Here is a 24,582-nt window from a genome sequence, read left to right on the forward strand (position 1 = left end):
CGCTGACCCGCGCCGATGATTTGCTGTTGTTGCTGAGCCGTTGGGTCGAGCGCGGCTGGCTGCGCGCGCTGGACCGGGCGTTTGTCGCTTTCCTGCATGAACTCGAGCCCGAGACCGATCCGCTGGTGCTGCTGGCGGCTGCGCTGACCAGCCATCAACTCGGCCATGGTCATGTGTGTCTGGACCTGTTCGAAACCCTCAAGGCGCCGGATTTTGCACTGTCATTGCCGCCCGAAGGCGATGTGCAGGGCGGTGTGTTGCTGCTGCCCTCACAACTGCTCGAAACGCTCGATGGAGCCCATTGGTGCAAAGTGCTGGCAAGCAGCTCGCTGGTCGCTCTGGCCGCTGATGCGGGTGACACAGCGCAGACACGTCCATTGGTGCTGTCCTCGAAACGCCTGTACCTGCGCCGTTACTGGACCTACGAACGCCGCATTGATGCAGCGTTGCGCCAACGCTTGATGCAACAGGAGCCGACGCCAGAGGATCTGCCGCAGCGCCTCAATGAATTGTTCGGCCGTGCGGAATCCGCAGCTGTAATCGATTGGCAAAAACTCGCCTGTGCTCTCGCAACGCGCAGCGCCTTCAGCATCATCACCGGAGGCCCGGGTACCGGCAAAACCACCACGGTGGTGCGCCTGCTCGCACTGCTGCAGGCACCGGCCGTCGAGGCCGGCCATCCGCTGCGCATACGTCTGGCCGCACCGACCGGCAAGGCCGCTGCGCGCCTGACCGAGTCGATCAGCCAGCAAGTGCAATCGCTGCAAGTCGCCGAAGCGGTGCGCGCGGCGATCCCCAGCGATGTCACCACCGTGCACCGTTTGCTCGGCAGTCGACCGGGTACCCGCCACTTTCGTCACCATGCCGGTAACCGCCTGCCGCTGGATGTGCTGGTGGTCGACGAAGCTTCGATGATCGACCTGGAAATGATGGCCAACTTGCTCGACGCCATGCCGGCCCATGCGCGGTTGGTATTGCTGGGCGACAAGGATCAACTGGCCTCGGTAGAGGCCGGTGCGGTGTTGGGCGATCTGTGCCGTGACGCCGAGGGCGGTTGGTACAGCCCGCAGACGCGGCAATGGCTGGAGTCGGTCAGTGGCGAGTCGTTGCAGGGCAGCGGTTTGCATGAGGACCGCGACGGCACCCATCCGCTGGCGCAGCAAGTGGTGATGCTGCGGCACTCGCGCCGCTTCGGCGAGGGCAGCGGTATCGGTCAGCTCGCGCGCCGGGTCAATCAGCAATTGGCCGATGAGGCGCGACAGTTGCTCGCGGCCGGCAGCTACGACGACGTGTATTCGCTGCCGCTCAAAGGCGAACATGATCAGAAGCTCGAACGCCTGTTGCTCGAAGGTCACGGCAACGGCCCGCAAGGTTATCGCCATTACTTGAGCGTACTGCGCGATCAGCGTCCACCGTCGACGCGGCCTCTTGAGCATGCGGACTGGACCGATTGGGCGCGGGAAGTCTTGCAGGCGTTCGATACGTTCCAGTTGTTGTGCGCGGTGCGCAAAGGGCCGTGGGGCGTTGAAGGTCTGAATCAGCGCATTACCGCTGCGTTGCTCAAGGCGCGTCTGATCGAGAGCGATCAGCAGTGGTATGAAGGTCGGCCCGTACTGATGACGCGCAACGACTATGGTCTGGGCCTGATGAACGGCGACATTGGCATCGCCCTGAAACTGCCCGAGCGTGAAGGCGCAGAGATCGGTAAAACGGTTCTGCGCGTGGCCTTCCCGCGTAACGATGGTCAGGGCGGCGTGCGCTTCGTGTTGCCGAGTCGGCTCAACGACGTGGAAACCGTGTACGCCATGACGGTGCACAAGTCTCAAGGCTCGGAATTCGCCCACACGGCGCTGATCCTGCCGGATGCGCTGAATCCGGTACTGACCAAAGAGCTGATCTACACCGGGATTACCCGCGCCAGAGACTGGTTCACTTTGATCGAGCCGCGTGCCGGCGTGTTTGAAGAGGCGGTGCAGCGCAAGGTCAAGCGTCTGAGCGGGCTGATGCTGGAACTGGAGGAGGGCACCGAGCCTCAGGGATGAAGCGCTGAATGACCGACAACGAATACTGACCAACCGGTCAGAGGCCGGCGCCTCGCTGGTGTTCTGGCGCTGTGCTATCGTTGCGGCATCATTTCGTTACGCTCCAAGAGAATCCCTGCATGAAGGTCGCCGTCCGGACGACAGAGCGTGTGGTTGCCTGCCAGCGCGCCTTGCTGATCGTTTTGCTCTGGGTGTTGACGGGCATTGCGATCGCACAAGCGCAAACCGGGCCGGCCGAGCAGCGGGCCAAAGCGGTCACGCAAGTGGTCCTCGGCATCCTCAGTTATGCACGCTGGCCGGTGGAACCTGCGCAGTTGCGCCTGTGCATCGTCGGCCCCACCGAATACACCGATGACCTGGTCAAAGGCACCACGCAAGCCACGGGCCGGCCGGTGGCCGTGCGGCGTCTGTTGGCGGACAACCCGGGCATCGTCAGCGAATGCGATGCGGTGTACATCGGCAAACTCACCGCCGATGAACGCAGTCGCCTGTTCGCATCGTTGATCGGGCATCCAGTGCTGAGCATCAGCGAAGCCGACGATCAATGTACCGTCGGCAGTCTGTTCTGCCTGCGCGTTGGCGATGAACAAGTGTCGTTCGAGGTCAATCTCGACTCCGTGGCTCGCAGTGGTGTGCGCATACACCCCAGCGTGTTGCAGTTGTCCCGTCGCAAAGCGGCGGCGCCATGAAGCTGTTCAGTTGGAAGGCTCGCCCCACTCTTGGTTCGGTCATTGGCCGCGGGCATTTGATTGTCGCGCTGGTGGCGGTGGCGATGGCCAGTGTTTCGCTGACCTTGCTGGGCGTGCTCGCGCTGCGGGTGTATGCCGATCACAACCTGCACTTGATCGCTCGTTCGATCAGCTACACCGTCGAAGCGGCCGTCGTGTTCAATGACAAAGCGGCGGCAACCGAGGCGCTGGCGATCATCGCCGCCACCGAGGAAGTAGCGGATGCCCGGGTGCTCGACGCGCAAGGCCAATTGATTGCGCAATGGCAGCGCGCTGAAACCGGCTTGTTCTCCGAGCTGGAGATGCGGATCGCCCGCGCCATTCTGGAAAAACCGGTGAGCCTGCCGATTGAGCATCAGGACCGTGAAATCGGTCGGGTCCTGCTCATCGGCCACGGCGGCAGCCTGATGCGCTTCCTGCTCAGCGGTCTGGCCGGCATTGTGTTGTGCACCGCGATCAGCGCCTGGGTCGCGCTTTATCTGGCGCGGCGGCAGTTACGCGCGATCATCGGCCCGCTGCACAGCCTCGCCTCCGTCGCTCACGCCGCCCGTAGCGAACGCGCTCTTGATCGGCGCGTGCCGCCGGCGCAGATCGCCGAACTGGATAACCTCGGCAATGACTTCAATGCCTTGCTGGGCGAACTTGAGTCGTGGCAAACCCACCTGCAAAACGAAAACGAAACCCTTGCCCATCAAGCGACCCACGACAGCCTCACCGGGTTGCCCAACCGCGCATTTTTTGAAGGTCGGTTGATCCGCGCCCTGCGCAACGCGAAAAAGCACGATGAGCGGGTCGCCGTGCTGTTTCTCGACAGCGACCGCTTCAAAGGCATCAACGATAACTTTGGTCACGCTTCGGGCGATGCAGTGCTGGTAGCCATTGCCAATCGTGTGCGAGCGCAATTGCGCGAGGATGATCTGGTCGCGCGGCTGGGCGGCGACGAGTTCGCCGTGCTGCTCGCGCCGCTGCACACGGTCGAAGACGCTGAGCACATCGCAGACAAGATCCTCGCCAGCATGGATATGCCAATCACCTTGCCCGGCGACAGCAGTGTGGTGACTTCGCTCAGTATCGGCATCTCGGTTTATCCCGATCATGGCAGCACGCCGAGCACCTTGCTCAACGCAGCCGACGCGGCGATGTATCAGGCCAAGCGCCTGTCGCGCGGCGCGCAATTCACGGCCGGGTCGGAGCGCCCGGTCGATACCGTTCACACCAGGAGGTGATGCCCGTGTTCACACTTGCCGTTCGACTGTTTTCCGCATTGCTGCTGATGGCCGCGCTGACCCTGAGCGGTTGCCAGACCGCCCCGCAAAAGGGCCTGACACCGGCGCAGGTCGCCGTGCTCAAACAGCAGGGTTTCGAATTGACCGACGACGGTTGGGAGTTCGGCCTGTCGGGCAAAGTGTTGTTTGGCAGCGATGTCGAAAGCCTGAATGCACCCAGCACGGAAATCGTCGAACGCATCGGCAAGGCGCTGCTCGGCGTGGGCATCGAGCGGGTGCGGGTCGATGGCCACACCGATGCGTCGGGCAAGGAAACCTACAATCAGCAACTGTCGCTGCGCCGCGCCAAGAGCGTCGCCAACGTCCTCGGCACGGTCGGTATGAAGCCGGAAAACATCCAGCTGCAAGGCCTGGGCAGCAGCGAACCGGTGGCTTCCAACGACACCGCAGCGGGGCGCACGGAAAATCGCCGGGTGTCGATTGTGGTCAGCGCCGATTAATCGGCAAAGCGCATCTCCCGCGTTTCCCCCATCAACAACGCCTGATTACGCTCAGTCACCTCGCGAATGTAATCCCACAACAAGGTAATCCGCTTCAACTTGCGCAAATCCTCCCGGCAGTACATCCAGAACTGCCGGGTGATGTCGATTTCCTCCGGCAACACCGGCAACAATCGCGGGTCCTGTGCGGCGAGGAAGCACGGCAGGATCGCCAGCGAGCGGCCCTGCTGCGCGGCAACGTATTGCGCGATCACGCTGGTGCTGCGCAAGTTTGCGCTGGCGCCGGGCAGCACGTTGGCCAGGTAGAGCAGCTCCGAGCTGAACGCCAGATCATCCACATAACTGATGAATTGATGCTTGCTCAAGTCGGCCGGGTGGCGGATGGGTGGGTGTTTGTCCAGATAGTCCTGGGTTGCGTACAGCTGCAAGCGGTAGTCGCAGAGTTTGCAGCAGACGTACGGCCCGTGCTCCGGCCGCTCGAGGGCGATGACGATGTCGGCCTCGCGCTTGGACAGGCTGATGAAGTGCGGCAGCGGCAGGATGTCCACCGAGATTGCCGGGTAGGCGTCGACGAAGTGGCTCAACTGCGGGGTGATGAAGAAGCTGCCGAAGCCTTCGGTGCAGCCCATGCGCACGTGCCCTGACAAGGCAACGCCCGAGCCCGAGACTTGCTCGCAGGCCATGTGCAACGTGCTTTCGATCGACTCGGCATAACCGAGCAAGCGCTGGCCTTCAGTGGTCAGGACGAAGCCGCTGGTGCGGGATTTTTCGAACAGCAATGTGCCGAGCGCCGCTTCCAGCGAGCTGATCCGTCGCGACACCGTGGTGTAGTCGACAGCCAGGCGTTTGGCGGCGGTGCTGGCCTTGCGGGTGCGGGCGACTTCAAGGAAAAACTTCAGGTCGTCCCAGTTCAGCGAGCCTAGCGAGGTGATGTTTTTTTGCATGATGGTCGGGCTTATATGTGCGTTCTTATTAGAAGTTTGCACATCTATACTCCAAAAACAGTCCGACAACCAATTCGTGACACACGCCTCATCTCAAGGCGAACCTTTCGCCTTGGCTCCTACGATAAAAACAAGTTCTGGAGACCAGCATGAACGCATCGCTTACGCCCAACGACACCACGCTGCAAAAGGTCAAACTGCTGATCGACGGCGAATGGGTCGAGTCGCAGACCACCGAGTGGCACGACATCGTCAACCCGGCCACCCAGCAAGTGCTGGCCAAGGTTCCGTTCGCCACCGCCGCTGAGGTCGATGCCGCTGTCAGCGCCGCCCAGCGTGCCTTCCAGACCTGGAAACTGACCCCGATCGGCGCGCGGATGCGCATCATGCTCAAGCTGCAAGCGCTGATCCGCGAGCACTCCAAGCGCATCGCCGTGGTCCTCAGCGCCGAGCAGGGCAAGACCATTGCTGATGCCGAGGGCGATATTTTCCGTGGCCTGGAAGTGGTCGAGCACGCGTGCTCGATCGGCACCCTGCAAATGGGCGAGTTCGCCGAGAACGTCGCTGGCGGTGTCGACACTTACACCCTGCGCCAGCCGATCGGTGTGTGCGCCGGCATCACGCCGTTCAACTTCCCGGCGATGATTCCGCTGTGGATGTTCCCGATGGCGATCGCGTGCGGCAACACCTTCGTGCTCAAGCCTTCGGAACAGGATCCGCTGTCGACCATGCTGCTGGTGGAACTGGCCATTGAGGCTGGCGTTCCGGCGGGCGTGCTCAACGTCGTTCATGGCGGCAAGGATGTGGTCGATGGCCTGTGCACGCACAAGGACATCAAAGCCGTGTCGTTCGTCGGTTCGACCGCTGTCGGCACCCACGTTTATGACCTGGCCGGCAAACACGGCAAACGCGTGCAGTCGATGATGGGCGCAAAAAACCACGCTGTGGTGCTGCCGGATGCCAATCGCGAGCAAGCGCTGAATGCCTTGGTCGGTGCCGGTTTCGGTGCAGCCGGGCAACGCTGCATGGCCACCTCGGTGGTAGTGCTGGTGGGCGCGGCGAAGCAGTGGCTGCCGGATCTGAAAGCGCTGGCGCAGAAACTCAAGGTCAATGCTGGCAGCGAGCCGGGCACCGATGTCGGCCCGGTGATTTCGAAAAAGGCCAAGGCGCGGATTCTCGAGCTGATCGAAAGCGGCATCAAGGAAGGCGCCAAGCTTGAACTCGATGGTCGTGACATCAGCGTGCCGGGTTATGAACAAGGCAATTTTGTCGGCCCGACCCTGTTCTCCGGGGTGACCACCGACATGCAGATCTACACCCAGGAAATCTTCGGCCCGGTGCTGGTGGTGCTGGAAGTCGACACCCTCGATCAGGCGATCGCGCTGGTCAACGCCAATCCGTTCGGCAACGGCACCGGCCTGTTCACCCAGAGCGGTGCGGCGGCGCGCAAGTTCCAGACTGAAATCGACGTCGGGCAGGTCGGCATCAACATCCCGATTCCGGTACCGGTACCGTTCTTCAGCTTCACCGGCTCGCGCGGTTCGAAACTCGGCGACCTCGGCCCGTACGGCAAGCAAGTGGTGCAGTTCTACACGCAGACCAAAACGGTCACGGCGCGCTGGTTCGACGACGACAGCGTCAACGACGGCGTGAACACCACCATCAACCTGCGCTGAGGATTCGATCATGAAAATCGCATTTATCGGGCTGGGCAACATGGGCGCGCCGATGGCGCGCAACCTGATCAAGGCCGGCCACTCGTTGAACCTGGTCGACCTGAACAAAACCGTGCTGGCGGAACTCGAGCAACTGGGCGGCACCATCCGCGCTTCAGCCCGCGAGGCGGCGGAAGATGCCGAACTGGTGATCACCATGCTCCCGGCGGCTGTGCACGTGCGCAGTGTCTGGCTGGGTGAAGAGGGCGTGCTTGCCGGCATTCGCCAAGGCGTGCCGGCGGTGGATTGCAGCACTATCGATCCGCAGACCGCCCGCGACGTCGCAGCGGCCGCCGCCAAACAAGGCGTGGCCATGGCCGATGCGCCGGTCTCCGGCGGCACTGGCGGCGCGACCGCCGGCACGCTGACTTTCATGGTCGGCGCTACCCCGGAACTGTTTGCCAACCTGCAACCGGTGCTGGCGCAGATGGGCCGCAACATTGTGCATTGCGGTGAAGTCGGCACCGGCCAGATCGCCAAGATCTGCAACAACCTGCTGCTGGCGATTTCGATGGTCGGCGTCAGTGAGGCGATGGCATTGGGCGATGCGCTGGGGATCGACACCGGCGTTTTGGCCGGGATCATCAACAGCTCGACCGGCCGTTGCTGGAGTTCGGAGATGTACAACCCGTGGCCGGGCATCGTCGAAACGGCGCCGGCCTCGCGGGGTTATACCGGTGGTTTCGGCGCGGAGCTGATGCTCAAGGATCTCGGCCTGGCGACGGAAGCGGCGCGGCAGGCGCACCAGCCGGTGGTGCTCGGCGCGGTGGCGCAGCAGTTGTATCAGGCGATGAGCCAGCGCGGTGACGGCGGGAAGGATTTCTCGGCGATCATCAACAGCTATCGCAAGCCGCAGTAATCGCGGTCAGACCTTTGTGGTGAGGGGATTTATCCCGGTTGGGTTGCGCAGCACCCCCTTGAATTGTGTCAGGCAAACCGAGTGCTCAGGGTTTGCGACTGCTGCGCAGTCGAGCGGGGATGAATCCCCTCGCCACAGGTTTTAGCAACGCCGGGACATTTGCCGGGAAATCACGTCGGGTGATTTCCCGGCTTTTTTGCCTCAGGCGAAGACGAAATATTTGCGCACGGTCTCGACCACTTCCCACGTGCCCTTCATGCCCGGCTCAACGACGAAGATATCGCCGGCGCGCAGGTGGATCGGCGCCATGCCGTCCGGGGTGATCACGCAGTAGCCTTCCTGGAAATGGCAGTACTCCCATTTCACATAATCGACGCGCCACTTGCCCGGTGTGCAGATCCACGTGCCCATGATCTTGCTGCCGTCTTCGCTGGTGTAGGCGTTGAGGTTGACGGTGTGCGGGTCGCCTTCGAGTTTTTCCCACTTGCAGGCGTCGAGTACCGGCAGCGGGTGAGTGTCGCGCAGAACGGTGATAGGGGCGGTCGCGGTCATGGGGACTCCGGGCAAGTGATTTGAGATTGAAGCCGCACCCTATAGCGCCCGGATGTCGCTCAGTTGTCTGGGGTCGACATCGGAGTGCTCAGAAACGCGCGCAGCGCTGAGCGCTTGTAACAACGCGTTGGCATAACCCGGCAGCGCGGCGAAGTCTCTCGCGCAGAGCAATAACGCGCGGCGCGCCCACGGCTCATTCAGAGTCACGCACTTGAACTGCTCGAGCATCGCGCGTTGGACAGCGGCCAACGGCACGATGGCCAGGCCGGCACCTCGGGCGACCATGCGCATCGCCCCATCGAAGCCATCGGCGCGAATGCGCACCTGCATTCGTGCGCCGCTGTGCAGCGCCTGTTCTTCCAGATAGATCGCCAATGCGCTGTCGGCGCTGAGTCCGACAAAGTCGTGCTGCAACGCGTCGCTGAAACTGACCTCGGCGGCGTCAGACAACGGATGATCGAGCGGCAGAATCAGCAGCAGCGGATCGTCGCGAAACGCTTGAGTCTGTAAGCCGTTGGTGTCGACCGCGTCGGAGACGATGCCCAGATCCGCTGCGCCTTCACGCAAGGCATGGGTGATCCGCGCGCTGGGCAGCTCCGTTAGATCGATATCGAGGTTGGGATGGCTGCGCAGGAAATCCGCGAGCACTTCTGGGAGGTACTCGGTGATCGCCGTGGTGTTGCACAACAGCCGCACCTGGCCTTTCACGCCTTGCGCGTAATCGGCAAGCTCCTGCTGCATGCGTTCGGCCTGTTGCAAAAGGATGCGCGCGTGGCGGGCGAGGGCTTTACCGGCCGGCGTCGGGGTGACGCCACGGCGGCCGCGCTCGAGGAATTCGGCGCCCAGCGAGGCTTCCATCGCGCGGATTCGAGCGCTGGCGGCGGCGAGGGATAAATGACTGCGCACGGCGCCGGCGGTGATGTTGCCGGTGTCGAGAATGTGCAGGTAGAGGCGCAGGTCGGTGAGGTCGAAGTGCATGGGGTTTGCCTCTGGTTTTGCGGTGGCTGGGCTGGCCCTTTCGCGAGCAGGCTCGCTCCCACAGGGGCTCATGTACAGCGCAGATCCCGTGTGGGAGCGAGCCTGCTCGCGAAGAGGCCAGATGCCTCAACGCCGATGACAGCCTCTTGCAAAGGAAGAGGCTGCCTCAGTATATGGCAGATTTTCCCCCAGCCCGGATCAGTGCACATTACCCCAATGCACACACTGACCGACTTCTACCAAACCCTCGGCCTGACCTTTTCCCTACTGGTCGTCGCCACCTTCCTCATCGCCGGCACGGTCAAAGGAGTGATCGGCCTCGGCCTGCCCACCGTCGCGATGGGCCTGCTCGGTCTGGCTATGGCGCCGGCGCAGGCAGCCGCGATGTTGATCGTCCCCGCGACCCTCACCAACCTCTGGCAACTGGCCTTCGGTGGCCACCTGAAAAGCTTGATCAAACGTCTCTGGCCCATGCTGCTGCTGATCTTCCTCGGCACCGGCATCGGCACCCTCTGGCTCGGCATGTCCGGCGGCCATTGGGTGGTGCGCGGACTCGGCGCGGCGCTGTTGCTGTATGCATTGAGCGGACTGTTTCTGTCGACTTTGCACGTCAACCTGCGTCATGAGCGCTGGCTCGGCCCGCTGTGTGGCCTGATCACCGGCGTCATCACCTCAGCCACCGGCGTCTTCGTGATTCCAGCGGTGCCGTACCTGCAAGCACTGGGGCTGAACCGCGATGAACTGGTGCAGGCGCTCGGTCTGTCCTTCACCGTCTCGACCCTGGCGCTGGCCGCTGGGCTGCTCTGGCACGGCGCACTCGGCGCTGGCGAATTGAGTGCCTCGCTGCTGGCGCTGATCCCGGCCATGCTCGGCATGTGGCTTGGCCAATGGTTGCGTCAGCGCATCAGTGCGGTGCTGTTCAAGCGCGTGTTCTTTATCGGACTGGGCGCGCTCGGCGCCCATTTGCTGATCAGCGGCTAGCCGACGATTCGCTGAGCATGTCGATCGCGCGGATATCGAAATCGCGCTCCAGATAGTCCATGCGCCTGGCGAAAAACGCTTTCATGTGCGGCAATGCCGAGTGCTCATCCAGATGCGCCTGGCTGGCCCAGATTTCGTAGAAGATAAACAGCGTCGGATCCTGCTGGTCGCGCAGCATGTGGTACTCGATGCAGCCCGGTTCGGCGCGGCTCGGCTCCACGTAAGCACGGAACAGCGCTTCGAATTCGGCGGATTTTTCCGGGCGGGTCTTGGCGTGCAGGATGAAACCCTGGCGTTCATTCATCACAACTTCCTCAAAAGCAGAAAGCGGCGATGCTACGGCAACAATTGGCGATCGATTCGTGCGTTTTGATCAAATGTATTTTGCGTCGACGTGGCTGTTTCCGCGCGAGATCGATGGTTAATCTGCGGCCATTCCAATTCCTGTTTCAATCCAGCCTTGAAGGCTGCGCCGAGGTTTTCCGATGAAGAAAGTGCTGTTGCTCAATGGCGGTAAAAAATTCGCCCACTCCGATGGCCGCTACAACACCACCCTGCACGAAACCGCGCTGAGCGTGCTCGATCGCGGCGGTGTCGACGTCAAGACCACGTTTATCGACGAGGGCTATGACGTTGCCGAAGAAGTGGCGAAATTCCTCTGGGCCGACGTGATCATTTATCAGATGCCGGGCTGGTGGATGGGCGCGCCGTGGACGGTGAAAAAGTACATCGACGAAGTCTTCACCGAAGGCCATGGCAGCCTCTACGCCAGTGACGGCCGCACTCGGTCCGATGCCTCGCAGAAGTACGGCAGCGGCGGTCTGATTCAAGGCAAGCAATACATGCTGTCGCTGACCTGGAACGCACCGCAGCAAGCCTTCGATGATCCGACGGATTTCTTCGAAGCCAAAGGCGTGGACGCGGTGTACTTCCCGTTCCACAAGGCCAACGAATTTCTCGGCATGACCGCGCTGCCGACCTTCCTCTGCGTTGACGTGATGAAGCGTCCGAATATCGAGAATGATGTGGTGCGCTATGAGCAGCATCTGACTGAGGTGTTTGGTCTCAAGGCTTGAGGCTTTCAGGCTAATATCGGGGTCATAGCAAAAGATCGCAGCCTGCGGCAGCTCCTACAGTGCGCATGGCGACTGGCTGCGATCTTGGCGATTTCAAAGAGGGAACCCGTGAAAGCCAGATCCGATGAGTTGCAGATTTTCGTCTGCGTGATCGAGTGCGGTTCGATTTCCGCCGCCGCCGAGCAGGTCGGCCAGACGCCGTCGGCCGTCAGTCGCACGCTGTCGAAGCTCGAAGCCAAGCTCGACACCACGCTGATCAACCGCACCACGCGGCGCATGGACCTGACCGAGGAGGGCAAGTATTTCTTCGAACAGGCCAAGCTGATTCTCGATCAGATGGATCAACTCGAAGAACGCCTGTCCTCGCGCCAGCAGACCCCATCCGGGCGCCTGCGCATCAACGCCGCCTCGCCGTTCATGCTCCACGCCATCGTCCCCTACATCGACGAATTCCGGCAGCTCTACCCGGACATCCAACTCGAACTCAACAGCAATGACCTGATCATTGACCTGCTGGAACAAAGCACCGACGTCGCCATCCGCATCGGCACGCTCGCTGATTCGACGCTGCAGGCACGTTCGCTCGGTTGCAGTCCGTTGATGATCGTTGCCAGCCCTGCTTACCTGAAAAAACACGGCGCTCCCCGGCAGGTCGCAGACCTGAGCGAACACACGCTGCTCGGCTTCACCCACAACGAAGGCCTCAACCAGTGGCCGCTGCGCTATGTGCATGGCGACCGCTGGCCGATCAGCCCGGCAATCAGCGCTTCCAGTGGTGAGACCGTTCGCCATCTGGCGCTGGAAGGGCAGGGCATTGCCTGTCTGTCGCACTTCATGACCATCGACGACATCCGTGCCGGGCGCCTGAAAGTCCTGCTTGGTGAATTCAACAGCGGCTACCGTCAGCCGATCAACGCCGTGTACTACCGCAACTCGCAACTGGCGTTGCGCATCCAGTGCTTCCTCGACTTTATCCAGAGCAAACTCGCCGCCTACGCCAGCGCCGAATTCAAGGGCTGATTCGTGATCCCTGCGCAAGAGTGAATTGGCCTGTGGCGGGTTTTTCGCCGGGGTTCATCGGTCGATACTCGCTGCATCACTTATTCACGCAGGGAGTTTCTCCATGAACGTATTCGTTACCGGCGCTGCCGGTTTTATCGGCGGTTCCATTGCCACCGGTCTGGTGCAGGCCGGGCACAAGGTTACTGGTCTGGTGCGCAGCGCCGAGCAGGCTGACGAAATCAAAGCGTTGGGCATGCATGCGGTAATCGGCACCCTTGATGACAGCCAGTTGCTGGCGCAACAGGCGCGTGCTGCCGATGCCGTCATCAACGCTGCCAGCAGCGATCATCGCGGCGCAGTTGAAGCGTTGCTCGACGCTTTGCGCGGCTCCACTAAAGTCTTTCTGCACACCAGCGGTTCGAGCATTGTCGGCGATGCGTCTGGCGGCAAATCCAGCGACGTCATTTACTACGAAGACAACCTGCCGGAACCGACCGTCGATAAAGCCGACCGCGTTGCCATCGACAATCTGGTGCTCGCGGCGGCGCAGGATGGCGTGAACTCGGCGGTGATCTGCAACACGCTGATCTGCGGCCACAGCCTGGGAGTGAAACGCGACAGCGTGCAACTGCCGCGACTGCTCAAGCAGGCGCGTAAAAGCGGCGTGGTGCGTCACGTCGGCAGCGGCCAGAACATCTGGTCCAACGTGCACATCGAAGACGTCGTCGCCCTGTATCTGCTGGCGTTGACCAGGAATGTGCCGGGCACGTTCTACTTTGTTGAAAGCGGTGAAGCCTCGTTCATCGACATGACCACCGCCATGGCCGAAGCCCTCAATCTGGGCAAACCGCAAGACTGGCCATTGCAAGACGCCGAAGCCGAATGGGGCTATGAAATGGCCAACTACGGCCTCGGCTCCAACAGCCGGGTACGCGGCAAACATGCCCGCGAACTGCTGGGCTGGGTGCCGAAGCGTACGTCGGTGGTGGAATGGATTCGTCGAGAAATGGTGTGAGCGGCATCTTCCGATGCTGCAAGGGGCATCGGGCAGACGAATCTGCCCGATGCTGCCAAGCCCTGCGCCATTGTCTGAGCCGGTACAGGGCGTTCTCCGATTAACCGGAAATATGCCTTCGGCGAGAGGTCCCGGTGTGGCGCCCTAACGGCAGGATGCCGGTGGCAACAGTGACAATGTCAGGGATGATGCCAGTGCAGTTGCCACAAGCCGGGAAATCCTGATTGAGTCCAGGGTTTGTCAGTTTCTGGACAAAAACGACGCTGTCCGACAGCGCTCGTTTGAAGCCCGACGAATCGAACTTTCCGTCCCTGAGAGGCAATTTATTGGCAATGTCGTTGACGGTCTGCACGTCAGCATGCAAGCCGGCAACGCCTGCGCGGATCGGGATTTCGGGATGTGCCCGAACATGATTCATGATCAGTTTCATTGTTTCCGGATGCAGAATCACCCCGTTGCGTTTGTACTCTTCACGCAGGGCCGACTTGAACTGTTTCCTCGCCGTCACCGAATACGAACCCAGATCACCCGTGGGCAGAAAGTCATTGTCTTTCCTCGATTGCGGATCCTTGCGAACGCCTTCAAACGTTGGAATCTGCAGATTCTGGGGGATTTTTGTCGGCATTGAGGTAATGCCCGGAAAAACATTGTTTCCCGATGGGCTGCCTTGAAAATTATGAAAAGTAGCCATTTCCGAAGAAGCGCCGCGCATGACGTAACTGGCATGTGCGATGTATTTTTTCAGGTTTTTCCGCTGGGCGGGCCAGGGTCGGACTCGGATCGCTTATGCGCTTTTTTTCTGGATTTGGCCTTGGCCTTCGGCTCGGGCGGGGCATTTTCGGCTTGCGTACCGGTCAACCACCGGGTTTTTGCCGAGAACCTGCCGTAGGAAGTGTTCGGTTGATCGACCAAATGAGCGAGAGGGGCTCGTTCGATCGCGCTGGCGGGAATGTCCAGATGGTTCAACGATTCGTACTTCTGCAGGCCGCCGTGATCGCTGTACCTGATCGGGTTGTTGCCCACCATGCAAAACAGGTTCAAGCCGTCGACGGTTCCGGCCGGGTCCGCACTGATCCAGCGTTGCAACCAAGGGGCGTAGTAGCGGTGTCCGTAGTAATAAAGACCGCTGCTGTCACGTTCCTTGCCCGAGTGGCGCACCGTTGTGTATTGCGCCTCGATGACTGACCGCGCGGCGCTCCAGGCGGTACCTCCAAAAGGGTAATAAGCTTCCTGGCTGATCAGATTTGCGTCGTCATCAAGCTCCAGCATGCAGGATCCACAGGGTTCGTCCAGGCTATAGCGCAGTTGCTGGCGCGGGCTCATGGCTGCAGGCTTGCCCTCGGTCCAGTGCAGATAACGGATGCTGCAACGACCGGCCTGCAGAGTAATGACTTCCAGGCGCTGTTTGTTCTGTGAACGCAACTCCAGTCCCGGCAGATAAACCACCTCATCGCGATGGGTAAGCGTTCCGCCGTGAAACGTGCGGGATTTGCGCACTCGCTGGCCGCTGCTGTCGTAGGTGTAGCGTTCCTCGTCATTGACGCCGTTGGCACGGCTGACCAGTGTCACGCCAGCCAATTGGCCCAAGGCATTCCATTGCAGCGGCTGACCGGGCTGCAAGGTCAGCAGATTTCCATGGACATCCGAGTTCATGACCGTGTCGGTGGCCGGGTCGCCCTGGTTCCAGGCAACAAGACGATTGCTGTCTTGGGCGATGTTCAGGGTTCTCGTGTATTGATTGCCATCGCGAACATGGCGCAACGTCGTCAGGTTGCTGCCCGTGTCGTAAGCAAAATGCTGGGTGTAGTTGAACAGCTCTCCGACCCCGATGGTCATGCTGGCTGCGGGCACCAGTTTCGGCTGGGTGATTGCTGCCTGTGCCTCGCGGCCGGTGGCACTGGTCAATTGGTAAAGGCTGTCATAAGTGAAGCGGCTGACGGCCTGTACCTGTTGATTGTTCGCGAAGCTGGCGGGCTGTGCCTTGTCGGTAATGGACAAGACGTTGCCCACTGCGTCGAAGACATACTGCATATCCTGCAGGAGCCGGCCAGCCTTCGAGGCACTCAGCTCACAGAGGCGACCGCTGGCCATATCGTACTTCGCGCGATTGATCACGCCGTTTGCCGCCCGTTGGGACTGGATCTGCCCGAACGCGTTGTACTCGATGTCGCTGATGATCACGCGTTCGACGGGCTGGTCGGCGACTTTCAGATGCAGCGTTTTGAGCTGCCCGGCGACATTGAAGCTGTAGCGTTGGCTGTGGCCTTTCGCATCGGTCTGTTTGAGCGTGGTACCGCTGCTGTCGTACTCCCAGCGTGTGGTGTGGCGTCGGTCCTCAAGCAGGGCGTCACGTTGTTCGACGGTGTCTGGCCAATCGGGCAATTGTGCAGCGATCAACAGTTGCCGTGTCTGGTCGGACGGTTCTGCGCACAGCGCGTAGGCATTGCTCGACAGCGTGCCCGCACTGTCATCGTGACGCACCAGCCGGCCGCAGCAATTGCGCTGTGCGGAGTCGGCAGAACTGTCACCATAGGTGAAGCGTTCGGCAACGCGCATGGCTTGACCGGGCGATTGTTCATCGACCCTCACAGGGCGTAACTGCCGATCATATTCCATGTTCCAGACGCGGCCGTGTTGATCCCAACGCCTGCCAGCCTGGCCGGTGGCCTGAGCCAGCGAAAGACTCCATCCGGAATCGACGCAGACAACGCCCAGCGGCGTGCCGGTCAGCGAGTACGACATCGTGCGATTAGGCGTCAGCTTTCGTGCGTCTTGTCTGGCATCCCATTGCTCGATCAGGCGCCCGGCAGTGTCGTAGGTTTGCCGCGTGACCCTGGGAGTTGCGGGTACCTGCGACTCACTGCTGCGGTAATAAGCGACGTGGCGCACCATCAGCCCACGGCTGTCGACGACGCTGACGTCAGGTGTGTTGTTGTGCAGGCGGGCGCTCATGCTTGCACTCCTTTGGAGGCGGCGAGCAGCACTTCCTCAAGGGTGTCGTTCTCGTCTTCCATGACTGAATACCAAGGGTGATAACGGCGGCGACGCAGGTATGAAATCGCGCCCTGCTTTGCCAGAAGTGTTTTGGTCGGCCGGCCCAGTGCGTCGTAATGCTGAAGGTCGTAATGGTCCAGTGTGCGCATCGACGTATCGTTGACGTAGCAGTGCCGATCGGCGAAATACGGTCGATAGATGCGGATTGGCAGGCCCTTGCAGTTGTATTCCTGCCTGCCGGTGACGCACCAGCGTGTGGTTGTGGCGCGTTCCTGCGCGACATCGTTCTCGAGGACGAGCCGGTTGTCGTCGCCGACGAGGTAGGCCATTCCCTGATCGACCTTCTGTTTGCTTTGCAGCTCCCGGCCGAAGCCATCAAGGCACGTCAGGGAAATGCGGATCTGCTGCTGATCGCCGGGATAACGGTCCGCACTCAACATGGCGGTGTGCACGGGCTCGCGATGTGCCTGCGCAATCAGTGCTGCAAGCTGTCGCGCATCACCGTTGAGCCGAGCGCCACTGGTGGTCAGTTCGCGGGCGCGTGTGCAGATGTGGCCGTCGGGCAACAGTAGTCCCTGTGCTACGCAGCGCTTGAACCATTCACTGTCGCGCCGTGCGTTTTCGTCGATGCGGCCCATCCAGCTGAACACATCGCTGGCGGCAATGCTTGCAGCTTGCTGCAGTGCGCCCTGCGGATCGGCAATGGCGCTCGACGGTGTGAGCGCGTCCGGTCGTCGGTAGCTGCTCAAACTGGCGAATCCGACCGGTCGGCCCTGCTCGGTTCCATGCACACTGCTGGCAATTACCTGACCGAAAGGGTTCACCAGCACTTCATTGATATTGCCATTGGCGTCGGTGATCTGCGTTGGCGCCATCACTCGATAATCGTAACTGGCCCGGGTGGTGCAGCCATCCTCCTGAAGAATGCCCAGCACACAGCAGTGATACGCGTCATGCTCTACGGTCACCCGACCCTGGAGTGCGGTGGCTTGCAGGGACTGGGGTTTATGGAAGCCTTTTCCCGAGGCTACGTTCACGAAACCGCTCCTGACCGACCAGAACCTGTCTTGCGTCCCGGCGGGCGCGAGCCAGTCGGTCATGCGCTCATAGCCAAAACGTGTCATCAATGCGTCGTCTGGCTGGAGATCGGGCGCCAGCGTGTCGAAAGCGCGCAGAGCAGATTGATCAAACTCAGCTGTTTCGACGTAGGCGCCAATGCCGGCAAATTCAGCCACGCCGTCGGGCAATACGGCGCCGGTCCGGGCGTTTTGATAGCGTTGTACCGACAACCCGGTCAACACGCCTTTCTTCGCAACGCCAGAGCCGATGATCCATTTCTCGAACTTTTCGTAACTGATGTCGCTTGGCTTCAGCCCATCGACCGCCGTTGGCTTGCCAGCTTCGTATGCCTGGCTGCGCTGGCGCCAAGGCAGGCCGAGACGCCAGCCCTGGGCGTCGGTGAGGTGAATGTATCGGGCACGGTTCTCACTGATGTAGAAGCGCTGTTGCGTCGGGTCGTGGGCATCTTTCCACCATTGGTATTCATGGCTTTGATCGAAGGGGGCGGTGTCACTGGCGGTCAGGCGTCGGGCGTAATGGATCTGGAAACTCTGCTCTATGGCGCCGAACCGGTCCCGGCGGGTATTGATCGTGTGCACGCATTGCGGATCTGCAACGAAGCCGTCGTAGTTGTAACTGATCGATTCGAGTTCCAGGGGCAGTACCCGGATGTGGTCTCGCGCAACCTTTTGAGGGGTCAGCAGGCGCACTTGGTAGCGGTGTTCTTCAACCTGCAACAGCTTGCGCGATTTCGACCCGGCGCCGAGATCAAAGACCTCGCGCCGCAGCAGGCGGCCGCACAGGGCTCTGGCAATCGCCCGGCGGGTAGCCTCATCGCTCGCTTCGACGGCGAGTTCTTCTTCTCCCTCATACCGACTCACATAGACTTTGCCCAAGCGCTGCGCGTCTTTGTCGGACGCGTCGTAGCCGCGGCGCGACGGCTCGCCTGGCTGGCCGGTATGAAACCATTGGCGGGTCCTGCCTGGCGGCATGAGATCGGCGCCGGACAAGGCTTCGCTGCTGTTTTCGATCAGCAGTCCGAATCCGCGCAGTTGCCGCTCCTTGCTGTCGTAGTAGCCCTGGCGGTAGCTGAAACGTTGAGTCAGCTGGTTTTCAGTGATTTCATCCCGTTGCGTCTGGCTCCTGACCAGATGCAAGGCAAAGGGCAAGTGGCAGGTCAGGTCGACCTTGTTCCCTTTCATGCGCTCGGTTTTTTCGTCCAGCCATTCCTGCGCGGAACTGCGGTAAGCGATGCTCGTGGACTGTCCCATGTTGTTGTTCGAAGTGGTCAGAAGGTAGGGCTTGTGCTGGACGAAGTCATAGCGCCAGTGATGTGGAGAATGGCCAGGCGCATGGATCACCAGGCTGGAGCAGCCCAGACCACGGGTGTCCACCAGATCGACACGGCACAGATCATCGAAGCGCCAATTCTCGGGCCAGGCCAGTGTCACTGCTGAATCGAAGCCGTGGCCGGCGCGATTGCTGAAGATCAGCGCGTGTTCGGCTGTCAGGTAAATCAGATCTGCCGCGCCCGAACCGTCCAGATCCGCAAGACGGATGCGCGAGGCGTCGAAGGATTCCCGCGCACGCCCCGGCCAACGCAAAACCCGACCCTTGCCAAAACGTCCGCGGCCCAGGTTTGGCCACACTTTGATTTCATTGTGACGGATGCGTACCAGATGCTGCTGGCCGCTGCCAAGCAAATCGCTGAACGCGACCAGCTCCTGCTTCGAATGGCTGAAAACCGGAAGGTTATCTTCGTCAGCGGAGCGGGCGACTTCATGGGCAGCGCCGAACCCGTCACTGCGCTGGTTGGCGTACAGCCGGATGCTGCGTGGCCCGATCACTGCCAGATCGGCCAAGCCTGCGCCCATCAGATCGGCTTGATGTGCCTTGTCGTTGAAGAAGTCCAGAGGAAACGAATCGAAAGCGCTGAAACCGGTCCACGAGCGATTCGGCGCCATGGAGAAAAAACCGCTCATGGCCGGTTGCGCAATGACCCAGTCCAGGCGTCCGTCACCGGTCAGGTCGGACAGCGATTGCCGGGATGTTCCGTTCAACACAGGCATGGCGGGCAGAAGCTGCCCTTCGCCGTAAACGACTTGTTCGCTATTCGGTTTGCCGCGCAGCGGCTCACGGTAGCGCCAATGATCATGCTGCTGGTAGAGCAACCCTGGCAGGCCTTCGCCATACAGATCGACCCACTCCATCTGGTGGCTGGCCACTTTGGGCATCTGGCTGAAAGGCTCCCAGGCAGAGGGCGATGGTCGCAGTGCAAATTCGCTGTAAGTGAACTCCACAGGCGGATGACTTTCGGGCGCCGGCCCGTCAGCGAATGCCTGCTGATGAGCTGCCGAGAGCAAATGGTAACCCGCCTCGGTCTGCCGGTAGTCGAGCAGCAAGCGCCGGACCAACTGCGGATCCTCACCCAGTTCGTTGGGGAACCAATGGAACATCAGAATCTGCCGGCACAAGCGCTTCGTGCGCAACTCAAAGCCGTACGCGTAATCAAGAACGTGATCGTCGCGATTGACCGCATTGCCAGAGGCATAATCGGGTTTTTGCGAATACCCGGTATCGCGTCCTCCGTAGTCCAGTATCAGTTCAAAATGCCAGCGCACGGCCTCCAGACGCTTGGGACGCCACAGATACAGGTGTTGCTGGGATTTCTCGTTGCCATAGCAGACACGGCTCAGATAACGCTGTGCCGTTGTTTTTCCATCTTCAATGTCGGTCTGATAGTCATAGAAAATGTGCTCGCCTGAAGCGTTGACGCTTTCCTGCAACAGCCATTCACCGACCCGCAGTGGATCCGCAGGGTCGGCCCGTCGTGCGATGTCCTGGCGGCCGAACAGGTGATGGGTTCCGTCGGCACCATGAACCAGCCAGAAGCCGGCGCGGTCATCGTCGGCAGACCAATGTTCAATCCGGTCGAAAGCGCTTTCCACGCGAGCCAGATAGCGCGTAACCGCATAGCTTTTTTTTAGATCGAGGTCGTTGTACCGATCTTGTTTGCTCGATTCTGCCGGATACCACTCGACGCCGTCGGGGCCGGCGATTTCGTCCTTGCTGGTGTAGGTCGGCACGCCTTTGGCGGTCACGCGCGTCACCGCCGGTGTCGGCAGGCTCCAACCGATGCCGAACACACCGTTGCCTGCCGAACTCGAGTAGCCCAGGGTCAGGGACGGGTCAAACCCGCGCCCCGTCGAAATCGGCAACCCCAGCAGGAAACTGGAAGCGCCGGTCGGTCCGACAGGCCCCCAGCCTTTACCCACGCTTTGAATGGCGCCACCGCCCTTGGGCAACGCGGGAATATTGATGGACAAGGGCTCCGGGCGGCTCACTGCTGGCCTCCTGCCGACCTGGCCGTGTAGTTGATGTGTATGAGCACGTCAGTCAGCGAGTCGATGAAAGTCGTTTGCCCATCCTTATCGGACAGGCACAGCCGCCAACTGGAAATGGCGCCAGTGAATTCGAAGGGCAGGTAGCGCTCATCGTTGAAATTGAGAGTGAACAGGCCGTTATCGTCAACACCGGTCGACAGCGCAATGATTTCGTTGACCCGTTGGTTTCTCAGGATGGAGTCTGTTGCTGAGGTCAGTTGGACTTCGCTGGAGAGTTGCATCAGGGTCGCCCGGACGTTCTCGTACGGAGCGAGAACTGCCGGGAAGGAAACGCTGATGGTTTTGATCCGGCGCAGATAGTGATTCCTGTAATCCTGTTCGAACAGCTCTTTTGTGAGTTCGAAATCGCACTTGCCCGTGGATTTGAAAGTATTCAGGACGCTGTTCCAGTCTTCTTTTTTCCCGGTTTTGAGCTGATGCAACGACACGGTTTTGCGAATCTCCAGTTCCCGGTGATTGCGCCGCAAGTATTCAGCCTGCATTTTCATCAAAGCCAGCTTCAGGTGCTCTCCGGCTCCAAGCCCACGCTGATTGTTTTGCCAGGTGCCTTGCGGCAGGAACGTTGTGTTGAAATCTGCAATCTCGTATTGCCACGCGGCCTGCGCGTCCTGGCACAGCGCCAGTGTCATGTCGTAGGCCTGGCTGTAAAGAGGAGCAAGCTGCGTACCAAGCCACTGATACAACTGCGCCTGGGTGAAGCGCCTGCTGAGGAACTCGTGGTTGCTCCTGGCTTGGGACAATGTTGTCTGGGCCTGGCGAATCAATAACTCTGCGGCTTTCTGTTGTTCTTCCATCGATGTCAACTGGGAGGCAATCTGGGTCAACTCCAGTGCGGCCTGGTCGCGCGCAAGCGTCCATTCCTCACGTCGTCTACTGAACTGCGCCGTACGATCCAGATGGCTGGCTGCGGTTCGGTCAGCGGCCGCTCCGCCTTGGGCGAGTGCGGTCAAGGCATGCAGCGCGCCTTCCCAGCGCATGCCGCCATTGGCGAGGCCGAAGGTGTTTGGCGCCAGCATCAACGCGCCGGCACCGACCTGGGAGGCTAACGCCAGCTGTTCGGCCACACCGCTGCGCAAGTACAACTGACTGGCGCTGGCCTCCTCGACACTGAGGTCCTGTTTGAGCAAGCTTTCAAAATGTTCAAACCGCTGCTGCACGATTGTTTTGCCCACCAGCAGCGCTTTGTGATTCTGCTGCTCGGCGCGCAATGCCTGCGTCTGCAAGTCAACCGTCAGCGACGCCAGTGCCCAGGCTTGCTGCTGCTGCACCTCCTGGAGTTGCGATTGTTCCTGACGCTCTATCAGCGACAGCAGCGTAATGCCGAACTGGATCAGGCTATCAACGGCGCTCAGCGCCTGCCCATGCATCACACTGAAGCGATAATGCGGGATCTGCGTCGAGGCAAAAGACGATCGCGTACCGCTCTCGCCACCGACGTTGCCGGCCTGCAACAGCGCGCGCGGCTCTTGAGGCGATTCGTACACGCGAACGGGTTTGCGTTTACCGGCGATGTCCAGACCATGCCTCAAGTTGTACAGGCGACTTTCCACCTGATCCCAGCGCTTGAGCAATTGCGGGTGGAAGGGAATATGCAATCTGGGTTTCGGCGAGATCTTGTCGTTCACGCCAAGATCCTGTTCAGGCTGATCGGTTACCAGTTCGCCCAGTGTGATGCTCTGCCAGAGGGCGTTACGCCGGTTGATCACTGGCCGAGCACCGAGCAGATGTTGCGCTTGCAGATAGAGTGACTTCGCCTGGTCAAGGCTCTCGGTTGTCAGGCGGCGATAAGCCTCGTCAGCGCGATTGAGCAGTATGTCGACATAAAGAAAAAACACGGCCTTGCGAAAATGCACGCGATGGCTGAGCGCGATCTGATGCGGGTCATACGGATTGTTCTGCGCATAGGAGGGCTCTTCGACAGGACTCAGGGGTTCTGACTTCCAGTGCTGTGGCTGGCTAGCCTTGTCCTGCCCCCAAGGGTCGAAGAGATAATTGACCCAGGTCATCGCCTCTTCGTAACGGTGCTCGGTATTCAATCGGGTCGCGACCACCCATGGCACGTATAAAAACAGTTCTGTGAAGTACTGGCCGTAAGCGCCATGAAAATCCAGCGCCTGCGTGGGGGATGAGCTCGGCGCGGAAAACTCGGATTTCGGTGAGTCGAGGTTGAACAGTTCGTCCAGACTGTTCTCCGCGCGCCGGATCATCTCGGAGGCGAAACCGGTATTGAGGCTGATCTGGTCATCAGCGTCTGGAGACGTTTTGCTGTCGTCGGGCTTGTACTGCAAAGTCTGCGACGACTCTTTAGTGGCAATCTTCCAGTCAGTGATCTTGTGGTTTTTCGCCATCAAGACTTCTCGGAGTGAAAGGAAGTCGATCGTAAGCTTCAATTGCTTCTTTACATAATCCTCCTTTGCACCGTTCTCCTTTGCATCATTTTCTGCGGTAGTTCCAGCGGTTATCGAAACCGAAAAATTCTTATCGATATCGCCAGTCAGGCTTTCCGCACCCAACGCAATTCCTATGGCGATCTTATCGTTCAGCTCATAAGCGTAGATTTCGACGTATTGATTGAATCGCTCTGGTGTTAGGGCGTTCCAGATGCTCTCAAAAAAACGTTCAAGGCAGGTTGCCGGCAGGCTCCAGTTCCCGTCGATTTTGCGCCATGCATAATTGAGTTTCAGCTGCGGGTTGCTCTTGCCCGTTGCACTTTGATCTGCAAGCTGGCCGGGGTGCTGACGGTAACTTTCTGCCCAGAATATGAATAACCGATTGTTGAACCAGACGGGCCGAATGGTATGTTCGATGGCGTTCTGTGAAATCGGTACATCGGCTTTTTTCCATTGGCTCCAGGCCTGAGGTTCAGGACGCTGGCGCTTTTTCTTCCCTTCGCCGATCAGCTTCTCAGGTCGCTGCGACATATCGAGCGAGCGCCAATAGTAGCGATCAGCTGTGCGTGATTTGGCCAGCAGATAACAAACACCGTTAGTGACATCATCGCCATCAATATAACCATTGAGGATTTTCAGGTTCGCCACTTCCTCAAAGCGCGTGAGGTAACCCAGTATCGCTTTATGCGCGGTCGCAGCGTCGAGCCGACCCTGCGTCAAGTCGTTTTCCAATTGGCAGAAATTTTCGCTTTTATCGATCCGCAATGCAGGGTCGAGATAGAGCGACGGGAAATACATCAGTTGCTGGTGGGCTGCCCAAGTGGAGTAGTGGCTCAAAATATTGTGCCACGAGGAACGCTGCTCCTCGGTCGGCGAATGATCAGAGGAATGACGAGTCATGATCAGTTCGATGTAGTGTTGAAGACTGGATATCGCGAAGCTTACCGGCGTCGTCGAGACATCGTGACTGACGAATGGGTCCAACAGGAAGTTATCGTAAAGCGTTTCAGCAGAAGTGTTTTTCGTTGGTCCGTCTTTCAGATGAAGGTAATAGGCTACCTGAGCATCGCGCAGGCCTTCCTCCAACTGCTTTTCCATATTCAGGGTGTTCATGTTC

General features: G+C 60.1%; 18 protein-coding genes. 10 read left to right on the top strand and 8 right to left on the bottom strand.

Annotated elements, in window-relative coordinates; all coding sequences use genetic code 11:
• The first annotated feature begins 2 nt into the window (after window positions 1-2).
• The 4 genes from recD (at window position 3) to D6877_RS06635 (ending at window position 4,496) form a co-directional block, all read left to right on the top strand.
• Window positions 3-2,042 carry an exodeoxyribonuclease V subunit alpha gene (gene recD, locus D6877_RS06620; protein ID WP_241662863.1) on the top strand — a complete coding sequence of 680 codons (2,040 nt, stop codon included), beginning with the start codon at window positions 3-5 and terminating at the stop codon, window positions 2,040-2,042.
• Between the two features lie 119 nt (window positions 2,043-2,161).
• Window positions 2,162-2,731 (top strand): YfiR family protein, encoded by a 570-nt coding sequence (locus D6877_RS06625; protein ID WP_130910266.1) that lies wholly within the window; start codon window positions 2,162-2,164, stop codon window positions 2,729-2,731.
• Entirely contained in the window at window positions 2,728-3,996 is a 1,269-nt protein-coding gene (locus D6877_RS06630) for a diguanylate cyclase (RefSeq protein ID WP_130910267.1), read from the top strand. The genes D6877_RS06625 and D6877_RS06630 overlap by 4 nt, the downstream gene beginning before the upstream one ends.
• Before the next feature lie 5 nt (window positions 3,997-4,001).
• The gene (locus D6877_RS06635; protein ID WP_130910268.1) at window positions 4,002-4,496 is read left to right on the top strand and encodes an OmpA family protein; all 495 of its coding nucleotides are present in this window, start codon (window positions 4,002-4,004) and stop codon (window positions 4,494-4,496) included.
• Here D6877_RS06635 and D6877_RS06640 read toward each other — a convergent pair.
• Window positions 4,493-5,440: a LysR family transcriptional regulator gene (locus tag D6877_RS06640; RefSeq protein WP_051600376.1), complete on the bottom strand. Its 948-nt coding sequence runs from the start codon at window positions 5,438-5,440 to the stop codon at window positions 4,493-4,495. The genes D6877_RS06635 and D6877_RS06640 overlap by 4 nt on opposite strands.
• Window positions 5,441-5,589: 149 nt before the next feature.
• On the opposite strand from D6877_RS06640, the gene D6877_RS06645 reads away from it, so the two are divergent.
• Both D6877_RS06645 and mmsB read left to right on the top strand, forming a co-directional pair.
• Window positions 5,590-7,116, top strand: a complete 1,527-nt coding sequence (locus tag D6877_RS06645; RefSeq protein WP_024011486.1) for a CoA-acylating methylmalonate-semialdehyde dehydrogenase — start codon at window positions 5,590-5,592, stop codon at window positions 7,114-7,116.
• A 10-nt stretch (window positions 7,117-7,126) separates the two neighbouring features.
• The gene (gene mmsB / locus D6877_RS06650) at window positions 7,127-8,014 is read left to right on the top strand and encodes a 3-hydroxyisobutyrate dehydrogenase (protein WP_130000077.1); all 888 of its coding nucleotides are present in this window, start codon (window positions 7,127-7,129) and stop codon (window positions 8,012-8,014) included.
• A gap of 201 nt (window positions 8,015-8,215) precedes the next feature.
• Here mmsB and D6877_RS06655 read toward each other — a convergent pair whose 3' ends face one another.
• Together D6877_RS06655 and D6877_RS06660 are read right to left on the bottom strand one after the other, a co-directional pair.
• Window positions 8,216-8,566, bottom strand: coding sequence for a cupin domain-containing protein (locus tag D6877_RS06655; protein WP_016770579.1), 351 nt, complete (start codon window positions 8,564-8,566; stop codon window positions 8,216-8,218).
• Between the two features lie 39 nt (window positions 8,567-8,605).
• Window positions 8,606-9,544, bottom strand: a complete 939-nt coding sequence (locus tag D6877_RS06660) for a LysR substrate-binding domain-containing protein (protein ID WP_130910269.1) — start codon at window positions 9,542-9,544, stop codon at window positions 8,606-8,608.
• 216 nt (window positions 9,545-9,760) lie between these two features.
• On the opposite strand from D6877_RS06660, the gene D6877_RS06665 reads away from it, so the two are divergent.
• Entirely contained in the window at window positions 9,761-10,525 is a 765-nt protein-coding gene (locus D6877_RS06665; protein WP_130910270.1) for a sulfite exporter TauE/SafE family protein, read from the top strand.
• On the opposite strand, the gene D6877_RS06670 is transcribed toward D6877_RS06665, so the two are convergent.
• Window positions 10,515-10,829 (bottom strand): putative quinol monooxygenase, encoded by a 315-nt coding sequence (locus D6877_RS06670; protein ID WP_130910271.1) that lies wholly within the window; start codon window positions 10,827-10,829, stop codon window positions 10,515-10,517. The genes D6877_RS06665 and D6877_RS06670 overlap by 11 nt on opposite strands.
• Window positions 10,830-11,010: 181 nt before the next feature.
• Here D6877_RS06670 and D6877_RS06675 point away from each other — a divergent pair, with 181 nt between their 5' ends.
• The 3 genes from D6877_RS06675 to D6877_RS06685 all read left to right on the top strand — a co-directional run bounded on the left by D6877_RS06675 (window position 11,011) and on the right by D6877_RS06685 (window position 13,618).
• Window positions 11,011-11,601, top strand: coding sequence for an NAD(P)H-dependent oxidoreductase (locus D6877_RS06675; protein ID WP_042608814.1), 591 nt, complete (start codon window positions 11,011-11,013; stop codon window positions 11,599-11,601).
• A gap of 108 nt (window positions 11,602-11,709) precedes the next feature.
• A complete protein-coding gene (locus tag D6877_RS06680; protein WP_130910272.1) occupies window positions 11,710-12,621 on the top strand; it encodes a LysR family transcriptional regulator in 912 nt (303 codons plus the stop codon).
• 103 nt (window positions 12,622-12,724) lie between these two features.
• Window positions 12,725-13,618, top strand: coding sequence for an NAD-dependent epimerase/dehydratase family protein (locus tag D6877_RS06685; RefSeq protein ID WP_130910273.1), 894 nt, complete (start codon window positions 12,725-12,727; stop codon window positions 13,616-13,618).
• A 100-nt stretch (window positions 13,619-13,718) separates the two neighbouring features.
• On the opposite strand, the gene D6877_RS29850 is transcribed toward D6877_RS06685, so the two are convergent.
• From D6877_RS29850 to D6877_RS06700, 4 genes are read right to left on the bottom strand one after another with little or no spacing between them, the layout of a single operon-like run.
• Window positions 13,719-14,309, bottom strand: coding sequence for a YwqJ-related putative deaminase (locus D6877_RS29850; RefSeq protein ID WP_241662864.1), 591 nt, complete (start codon window positions 14,307-14,309; stop codon window positions 13,719-13,721).
• 50 nt (window positions 14,310-14,359) lie between these two features.
• Complete coding sequence (locus D6877_RS06690) at window positions 14,360-16,570, bottom strand: RHS repeat-associated core domain-containing protein (RefSeq protein ID WP_241662865.1); 2,211 nt, start codon at window positions 16,568-16,570, stop codon at window positions 14,360-14,362.
• Window positions 16,567-21,015 carry a SpvB/TcaC N-terminal domain-containing protein gene (locus D6877_RS06695; protein ID WP_130910274.1) on the bottom strand — a complete coding sequence of 1,483 codons (4,449 nt, stop codon included), beginning with the start codon at window positions 21,013-21,015 and terminating at the stop codon, window positions 16,567-16,569. The genes D6877_RS06690 and D6877_RS06695 overlap by 4 nt, the downstream gene beginning before the upstream one ends.
• Complete coding sequence (locus D6877_RS06700; RefSeq protein ID WP_130910275.1) at window positions 21,012-24,578, bottom strand: neuraminidase-like domain-containing protein; 3,567 nt, start codon at window positions 24,576-24,578, stop codon at window positions 21,012-21,014. The genes D6877_RS06695 and D6877_RS06700 overlap by 4 nt, the downstream gene beginning before the upstream one ends.
• Between the last annotated feature and the right edge of the window lie 4 nt (window positions 24,579-24,582).

Origin of the sequence: Pseudomonas sp. Sample_9, from assembly GCF_004307535.1 — a bacterium.
GTDB classification, from domain to species: domain Bacteria; phylum Pseudomonadota; class Gammaproteobacteria; order Pseudomonadales; family Pseudomonadaceae; genus Aquipseudomonas; species Aquipseudomonas mercuritolerans.